Below are 1,062 nucleotides of genomic sequence, written 5' to 3'. Positions count from 1 at the left end.
GTGCGGCGCCGGTCGGATCCATGCAGGCCTGGCGTCCGGCCATGCCGGTCATGCAATGGAGCTGGGTAAAGCCATGATGGTCGCGGGTATCGGCTGCCGGAAGGGTGTGATGGCGCGCGACGTGCGCGCCGCGATCGAGACCGCGCTCGAAGCGCATGGGTTGCCAAAGACCGCGCTTTCAGCGCTGGCAACGGGCGAAATGAAACGCGACGAGCAAGCGATCTTTCTTGCCGGTCGCGACCTCGACCTGCCCGTGCTCGTCGTCTCCGACGACGCCTTGCAAACCGTCTCATCCGGCACGATCAGCCAATCCGAATGGTCGCAGGCTCACGCCGGCACGCCGTCGGTTTCGGAAGCGTCGGCCCTGGCCGCGGCCGGCAAAGAGGCGAAACTGCTTGGACCACGTACGGTACTTGGTCCTGTAACCTGTGCCATCGCCCTTGGTGGAGGCCCAAAATGACCGTCCATTTCATCGGCGCCGGCCCTGGTGCTGCCGACCTCATCACCTTGCGCGGCAGCCGCCTGCTGGCCTCCTGTCCGATCTGCCTCTATGCCGGCTCGATCGTCGCGCCGGAACTGCTCGAACACTGCGCGCCCGGCACAAAACTGATCGACACCGCGCCGATGTCGCTCGACGAGATCGAGGCCGAATATCTTGCCGCCCACGAAGCCGGCCAGGACGTCGCGCGCCTGCATTCCGGCGACCTTTCGGTGTGGAGCGCAGTGGCCGAGCAGATCCGGCGGCTCGAGAAGCGCGATATCCCCTACACGCTGACGCCGGGCGTGCCTTCCTTCGCGGCGGCGGCGGCGGCGTTACGGCGCGAGCTTACCATTCCCGAGCTCGCGCAGAGCCTCGTGCTGACCCGCGTCTCCGGCCGCGCCTCGAAAATGCCGCCCGGCGAGACGCTTGCCGGCTTCGGCCGCACCGGTGCAACTCTAGCCATCCATCTCGCCATCCATGCCATCGCCCGCATCGTTGCCGAACTCACGCCGCTCTACGGCGCAGAATGCCCAGTGGCGGTCGTCTTCCGCGCTTCCTGGTCGGACGAGCGCATTCTGACC

The 1,062-nt window shown here is 66.9% G+C and carries 2 protein-coding genes; both read left to right on the top strand.

Annotation, left to right across the window (positions count from 1 at the left end; all coding sequences use genetic code 11):
* Positions 1 to 55: 55 nt before the first annotated feature.
* Positions 56 to 460: a cobalamin biosynthesis protein gene (locus EOA60_RS34440; RefSeq protein WP_348632751.1), complete on the top strand. Its 405-nt coding sequence runs from the start codon at positions 56 to 58 to the stop codon at positions 458 to 460.
* Positions 457 to 1,062 (top strand): SAM-dependent methyltransferase (locus EOA60_RS34435; protein WP_128312701.1); only part of this gene is annotated, 606 nt, incomplete at its 3' end. The genes EOA60_RS34440 and EOA60_RS34435, both read left to right, overlap by 4 nt.

Source organism: Mesorhizobium sp. M1A.F.Ca.IN.020.06.1.1 (assembly GCF_004023265.1).
Classification (GTDB): Bacteria; Pseudomonadota; Alphaproteobacteria; order Rhizobiales; family Rhizobiaceae; genus Mesorhizobium.
This window is presented reverse-complemented; position numbering and strand designations above follow the sequence as displayed.

Coding starts and splice junctions, on each gene's coding strand:
- EOA60_RS34440 (WP_348632751.1), top strand. CDS start 56: ATGGAGCTGGGTAAAGCCATGATGGTCGCGGGTATCGGCTGCCGGAAG.